9 protein-coding genes are annotated in these 6,010 nt (G+C 33.0%); 1 reads left to right on the plus strand and 8 read right to left on the minus strand.

The genetic code is table 11. The features are described 5' to 3' along the window. Positions 1-103: 103 nt before the first annotated feature. The 4 genes from KI369_RS16185 to KI369_RS16200 all read right to left on the minus strand — a co-directional run bounded on the left by KI369_RS16185 (position 104) and on the right by KI369_RS16200 (position 2,260). A complete protein-coding gene (locus KI369_RS16185) occupies positions 104-469 on the minus strand; it encodes an HNH endonuclease (RefSeq protein ID WP_212956625.1) in 366 nt (121 codons plus the stop codon). Beyond that, entirely contained in the window at positions 466-747 is a 282-nt protein-coding gene (locus tag KI369_RS16190) for a hypothetical protein (protein WP_212956626.1), read from the minus strand. The genes KI369_RS16185 and KI369_RS16190 overlap by 4 nt, the downstream gene beginning before the upstream one ends. A gap of 58 nt (positions 748-805) precedes the next feature. Beyond that, positions 806-1,687: a hypothetical protein gene (locus tag KI369_RS16195; RefSeq protein WP_212956627.1), complete on the minus strand. Its 882-nt coding sequence runs from the start codon at positions 1,685-1,687 to the stop codon at positions 806-808. Between the two features lie 186 nt (positions 1,688-1,873). Next, on the minus strand, positions 1,874-2,260 hold the full coding sequence (locus tag KI369_RS16200) for a hypothetical protein (RefSeq protein ID WP_212956628.1): 387 nt from the start codon (positions 2,258-2,260) through the stop codon (positions 1,874-1,876). A gap of 102 nt (positions 2,261-2,362) precedes the next feature. Between KI369_RS16200 and KI369_RS16205 the strand changes: the two genes are divergently transcribed. Then, positions 2,363-3,184, plus strand: coding sequence for a hypothetical protein (locus KI369_RS16205; RefSeq protein WP_212956629.1), 822 nt, complete (start codon positions 2,363-2,365; stop codon positions 3,182-3,184). Positions 3,185-3,369: 185 nt separating this feature from the next. On the opposite strand, the gene KI369_RS16210 is transcribed toward KI369_RS16205, so the two are convergent. The 4 genes from KI369_RS16210 to KI369_RS16225 all read right to left on the minus strand — a co-directional run bounded on the left by KI369_RS16210 (position 3,370) and on the right by KI369_RS16225 (position 5,789). Then, the gene (locus tag KI369_RS16210; protein ID WP_212956630.1) at positions 3,370-4,344 is read right to left on the minus strand and encodes a DNA cytosine methyltransferase; all 975 of its coding nucleotides are present in this window, start codon (positions 4,342-4,344) and stop codon (positions 3,370-3,372) included. A 68-nt stretch (positions 4,345-4,412) separates the two neighbouring features. Further along, a complete protein-coding gene (locus KI369_RS16215) occupies positions 4,413-4,757 on the minus strand; it encodes an organic solvent tolerance protein OstA (protein WP_212956631.1) in 345 nt (114 codons plus the stop codon). Positions 4,758-4,814: 57 nt separating this feature from the next. Further along, complete coding sequence (locus KI369_RS16220) at positions 4,815-5,354, minus strand: ERCC4 domain-containing protein (RefSeq protein ID WP_212956632.1); 540 nt, start codon at positions 5,352-5,354, stop codon at positions 4,815-4,817. Then, positions 5,355-5,789 carry a hypothetical protein gene (locus KI369_RS16225; protein WP_212956633.1) on the minus strand — a complete coding sequence of 145 codons (435 nt, stop codon included), beginning with the start codon at positions 5,787-5,789 and terminating at the stop codon, positions 5,355-5,357. Between the last annotated feature and the right edge of the window lie 221 nt (positions 5,790-6,010).

Genomic DNA, 6,010 nt, shown 5'->3' on the forward strand with positions numbered 1-6,010 from the left:
TAAAAAAACGAATTTTTTTCAAAAAGTCATTTTGAGGTGCGCGTTTGCACCCCCACTCCCTATCCCCCCAGGTAAGCAATTTTTATTAATTTGATAGGGGGGCTTATAATTTCCAGTCAAACTTTTTCTTCTTTTCATATTTTGCATTTGTTTCTCTTTCCACAATCGGATGACATTTAGAACATAGTGTCATGATATTAGTTGCTTCTAACTTCAATGAAGGATTGATTTTAATTGGTACTATATGATGATGATGTGCTTGCTTACCAAATACAAACTTTCCACATCGTTGACACAATCCTTTGTCTCGTTCATAACAGAATGACTTTAAATCTTCCCATGCTTTTGTACGATAGAATGATCTGTTCTTCGAATAGACAATTGTCTTCTTTTGTTTACGCTTATGATTTAAACAGTATCTTCCTTTATCGATTAATGTCTTGCATCCTTGCTCAGCACAGTACTTCATGATAGTAACTTAATAATATCTTCTTTCTTTTTAACATCAGCTGGAATCTCGACATTAATCGATGCAGCATAATCACGTAATTCTTTTACTCTCATATCATCTAATTCAATGACGTTAACATCAATCACCTTATCATCAGCAAACTTAGCAATCATACTCTTCGAGTTCTTAGTCACTTCGAATCCTGGTTCCTCACCAGTTGGAACAAATAGACTCTTCTTCTTTTCGTTATCCCAATACTCTGTACCTGATATTGTTTTTCTAATTTCAGTAATCATTTGCTAAACACCACCTATGTAATTTTTGTATAATAAAAAGCACTCCATAAGGAATGCTTTAGGATTTTATAGTAATAGGAACTTTAGGTAATACGATACCCTCTATATCGGAAATGTAGTCTAACGTTTCAAAAAGCATCGTTTTGTTCGTGGTCCATATATCTAATTTTATCTCTTCATTATAAAGGTCTATTTCAAAACGAACGTCTGGATTTTCCCGCTCATATTCCTTAAGAAGTTTACTTAAATCTATAGTTCTCATCTTCGAACTATCCAATGTAAAGGTCATTGAAGAACGCTGCATTATACGGCCACTACTGGAATTACTTTTAAAATAATTCTTTTGAAGCGGGTTACTGTTTAACGAATTAATTAAATTTGATAAGTTATCCTCTAAAGAATTCATACGATGTAATAAAAATTTATTAGGGTCATTTTCATCGATTTTCTTCATCATTGTATTATTCTCTATCACTCTATAAATAGGATTATCTGGTTCTTGTTCATCTATCGCTTCAACAACCATTTCTTTAAAATTTTTAGTTAATTCCATTACCCCAGCCATATCATTTGTATAAAAAATAGTACGTTCTTCCGTGATATCAAACGGTAGTCTTGTACCTTTTTGACAAATTTGAATTACTGGTTTTCTAGCAGCATGTCTAATGGCAAGTTCGTACATTACATTCGGATTTAAATTCGTAAGATTAGCTATTGCTATATCACATTCTAAAACACTCGTAATGACTTGTTTATTAATCGAACCAGGACTCGGCATCCTATGAGCCACTTTAATATTTTCTTCATCAAATCCCATGTCACATAATGCTGGAACAATTACAGCATCTATTACTCCATCCGCCGCTCTTCTTATATCAGATTGATCATCACCTATTGGTGTAATAATAAAACAGGTTTTATCTTTATTTGGATTATCCATCATTTATCTCCCATATTGTTTTAATACGATTTTATCATTCATTTCCAAATTAAAACAATACAAAACTATAATAAAATCATTAAAAGAGCAACCATGCATCAGTTGCCCTTTCGTCAATTTCTTATGTTATTACTATAATCGATATTTTCAATGGTTTGTATAATGATACCTTACCTTAAGTAAATGTTAAGTTCTATTTGAGTACTCAACCTTCTCTCGCATGGCAGCATGCTTGTTATAAATATACTGCGGACTGTAGTTAAGTTCTTCAGCAACCTTTTCCAATGTCATGCCTTCCACATACTTGAGATATGCAATTCTATGTTCTAATCCTTTGAACGTATTAATTAAGTTTTTTAATTTATACATGTCATTCATTTTGTGCGCTAATTCATATTCAATTGCTTCAATACGCTCTTCTACCTTTGCGCCCTCCGATTCAGCAGTTAAACGTACCTCTCGCAAATCACCACTGACCCAGCGTTTTAATTCAGCTTTTGTTTTGTCTAAGTTGTAATCTAAGTATGCTATGTCTTGTTCTAATTCTTGATATACCTTCAGCCAGTTAAACAAATGATGATTCACCTACTTTCTTTTTAAAACTCAATATATTACCAAACTATTCCTTTTAAATTTGCTATACTAATAATAAAAACAACTAAGTGAGGATAAATTATGTCAAACAAAATAGATTCAAATTATCTTTTATTACAACTTGGTTTATACGAACCTGTTCCATTTAATATAACCAATGCTATTGAATTAGAACAAATATTTAATGATTGCAATGACATTCAGTTTGATTGTTACTGTATTGAATGTAAAAAGGATTCTACATTTATATATTCTTCTTATAGCGGATTCTCAAAATATGGTAGTGTTAGTGAGGTAAGTAGAGTAATATCTAGATTAAACCTCAATCCATCCCCTATGAATTTAATATTTAAATGTCAACGAGATGCATCCCATTTGTATTCATTCATGTTCCGAATTACAAACAACGAAATAACAAAGATTGGACAATTCCCATCTATTGCAGATTTAGAACTACACTCTATAGATAAGTATAGAAAAATACTAAAAAATGACTATCGTGATTTTTCTAAAGCCATCAGGCTTTACTCCCACAGTATCGGGGCTGGTTCATTTGTTTACCTACGTAGAATTTTTGAAAATCTAGTTGAAGAATGTAGGCAAGAAGCACAAAAAGAGAATTCCTTTGACGATGATGCATTCCAACAATCTAAGATGGATGAAAAAATATTAATGTTAAAAACTTATCTTCCAGATTTTCTTGTTGAAAGTAGAAAACTATATGGAATCCTAAGCAAAGGAATACATGAATTAGACGAACAAACATGTCTAGAGTTATTCCCTAATGTCAAACTTGCCATCGAGTTAATACTTGATGAAAAACTCCATCAAATTGAAAAACAAAATAAAATTCATTCAACTAGAAATTTTATCGCAGCCACTGTTGGAAAATTTAAGAAATAAAACATTCGACCATCCTTTTTAGGGTGGTTTTATCTTTACTTTCCACTTAAACTCATAAAACACGTTTTTTTTCCGTTCTAAGACGTTTTATCCTCCACATGATGAAATTACATCAGGAGAGAAATACACCTTAGTTTTTTCTCAATCTGATAAGCTGTTTTTTTGTGAAAATGAAATTTTTATAATTAACTTGCTTTCAACTGCCCCTGCAGCATATCAAGTAGTACTTCGAATATCGTTTCTAAAACATCAACTACTATACTGTTACCAGCTAATGCGTATAATGTTGCATTTCGCTTCCCTGGCTTTGTCGGGAATTCTTTTAGCATCAGTTCGTAATCTTCATCACCAAATCCTAATAATCTCCAACACTCACGTTCCGTCAAATATCGATATTGTGGTTCACTTAATCGAATAATCCCTGCATTTGGACAACGATCTTGTCTTTCAGTTATGGTGTAGCAATACTCGTCGATTACATCCAGCCGTCTCTTATAGCTGCCACTCGTATCGGGATTGAATTCTTTAATTCTATTTAGCATCGATGGAATATTAATTAGGTACTGTGACGGTATATCGTCATCTGGTCCATACTCCAAAAACTCTCCTATATTCCTCATCGGTTTGTGCTGCAGCTTACTAAAATCAAATGTTGCATTTCCAAGTAACGAGATACAAAAAACTCTTTCTCTCGCATGTGGAATTCCGAATTTCCTAGCGTCCAATACATCAAATGAATTTGTATACCCCAGCTTCTCCATCTCTTCCAAATAATAATTGAATACGGGTACCACATTACGATCTAATACGCCTTTCACGTTTTCCCAAATAACAACACGCGGCCGCCAATCACCCATTTCTTTTATTATTCGAATTGTCTCAAGCATTAATTGTGAACGTGATTCCTTTGTATTGCCTTTTCGATACTTATTACCTCGACTATTATCTTGGCAAGGTGATCCATGAACTAAAATATCAGGCCTTAAACTCCATCCTCTTACATCCTGTGGCTTATGCAAATGGTCGTATAGAGCGTTATACGCTTTTACCCTATTGGCTTGCCACTCCACATAATCAATCGCTTTGTGATCTATCCCTAAATTAACAAGTGCTTTTCTTGGTGCTCCGATTCCACCAAATAATTCAAGTATCTTAATCAATTCCACCCCTCCTTTTGTACGAAATTCAAATTGTATTAATATCCTGAGCCGAAGCCCAGGACAATTATTTATTCAGCTACTTTTTCATCATCAACAATCTTTAATTGACCAGGAGCAACTTCCGTTGTTCCATCGGGATTAACTTTGTAATCTACACCTTCATGTGGCTCTTCAAAACTCATTTGTCCTTCTGGAACATCATCATTTTGCGGACGACTCTCCATTACTTCTTTAGGAGTTTGATAAGCGAAAGTTAAATCAATCAAGAAATACTGACCGTATTTGTTATATTTCTCTGCAATTTTGTGCATTTGAAGGTTGTCATTTTCTTTAGCAGTTGAAATAATTTCCTCCGCTTCTTCACGTGTATCTGCATAATGTTGTTCCTTTTGATTAAGTTGTACTTTTGCCATTGATAAATCCCCCTAATTAATAATCGTTTCTTGTTCTTCACGAGAATAAATTATTATTTATATGACGCCCTTCTTCAGATATTCACGGGCCATATATAAGAAATGATGATATATGTAATTTCCTGTTGTGCTAGGTGGAAGAAAAACGGTTGAAAAGTTATATCTAACTTCAAATGTTTTAAGACTACCAAGCAATGCTTCCGGTTTATATTTACTCCGGTATTCACCTTTTAATATTTTCAGATAGCCGTCTAAGTCTTCCACATAAAGAACAAATGGATGTTTAGAAGCACGAATTAATTCATTTTCAAACCTTGTACGATCTTTAATCGATTGAACCAATTCGTCTACACCATTTTTTCGCTCTATCCCAGCACTTAAATAAATATCTCGTGTAATTCCCATTTCAGGATTCTTAGGAATTACTGCTGAATAATCGGCTGTATCAATTTTTCTCAGCCTGAACGGAACATTCTTTTTACGAAAATAATCAAGTACATGTTGGTTCTTCTGTTCCCTTGTATCCACCATGATTTCTAATGTATCTAATATCTCTTTTAATTCAGCATCTGAATATCGATAATGAATTGCTGGCATTTATTTCACCTTCCTAAAGTGCGACATTGCACGATTGAATATTTCTTGTGAAAGCTCGTCCGTTAATTTATTTTCATAGTTTGCTACTGATTCTTTTACATATAGCCAACCATTAAGCGAGAAGTTTAACGTTAATTCCATAACTAACCTTGCTGCAGTTTCATCATGATTAAACCAATCATTTATTTTCGAATTTATGTCTTGCTCAATACCGATAAAAAAATTAATAATTTTATCTATCGTTTGTTTTACGGCATGATCTTGTTCTGAATAATCGCCTTGCAAATACTTAATAATACGTAACTTGTATTCTTTAATAACCGATTCAACTTCAAGAACAATCTTTTCATGGTTCTCAATGTATAACTCATCACCATCAAGAACGAGCTTCGCTCCCATTGATTGAACATCAGCACATATCTGTTTTGGATGCATATTACACCTCTTTTTTTACGAGTTACTAAATAGTTACTAAGTTATTTAAAAAGTAACTCGCTGAAATCCAGTCGTATCAAGGGTTTAAGCGTTATTTAGTTATTAAAGTTACTAAAGTTACCCGTTTTTCTATTAAAGTCCTATATATATATTATTTTTTATTTATTTATTTTCTTAAGAGCTGATATAGGAAATTCAGTAACTTAAGTAACTATTTATCT

Source organism: Bacillus sanguinis, assembly GCF_018332475.1.
GTDB classification, from domain to species: domain Bacteria; phylum Bacillota; class Bacilli; order Bacillales; family Bacillaceae_G; genus Bacillus_A; species Bacillus_A sanguinis.

Coding starts and splice junctions, on each gene's coding strand:
- KI369_RS16185 (WP_212956625.1), bottom strand. CDS start 469: ATGAAGTACTGTGCTGAGCAAGGATGCAAGACATTAATCGATAAAGGA.
- KI369_RS16190 (WP_212956626.1), bottom strand. CDS start 747: ATGATTACTGAAATTAGAAAAACAATATCAGGTACAGAGTATTGGGAT.
- KI369_RS16195 (WP_212956627.1), bottom strand. CDS start 1,687: ATGGATAATCCAAATAAAGATAAAACCTGTTTTATTATTACACCAATA.
- KI369_RS16205 (WP_212956629.1), top strand. CDS start 2,363: ATGTCAAACAAAATAGATTCAAATTATCTTTTATTACAACTTGGTTTA.
- KI369_RS16215 (WP_212956631.1), bottom strand. CDS start 4,757: ATGGCAAAAGTACAACTTAATCAAAAGGAACAACATTATGCAGATACA.
- KI369_RS16220 (WP_212956632.1), bottom strand. CDS start 5,354: ATGCCAGCAATTCATTATCGATATTCAGATGCTGAATTAAAAGAGATA.
- KI369_RS16225 (WP_212956633.1), bottom strand. CDS start 5,789: ATGCATCCAAAACAGATATGTGCTGATGTTCAATCAATGGGAGCGAAG.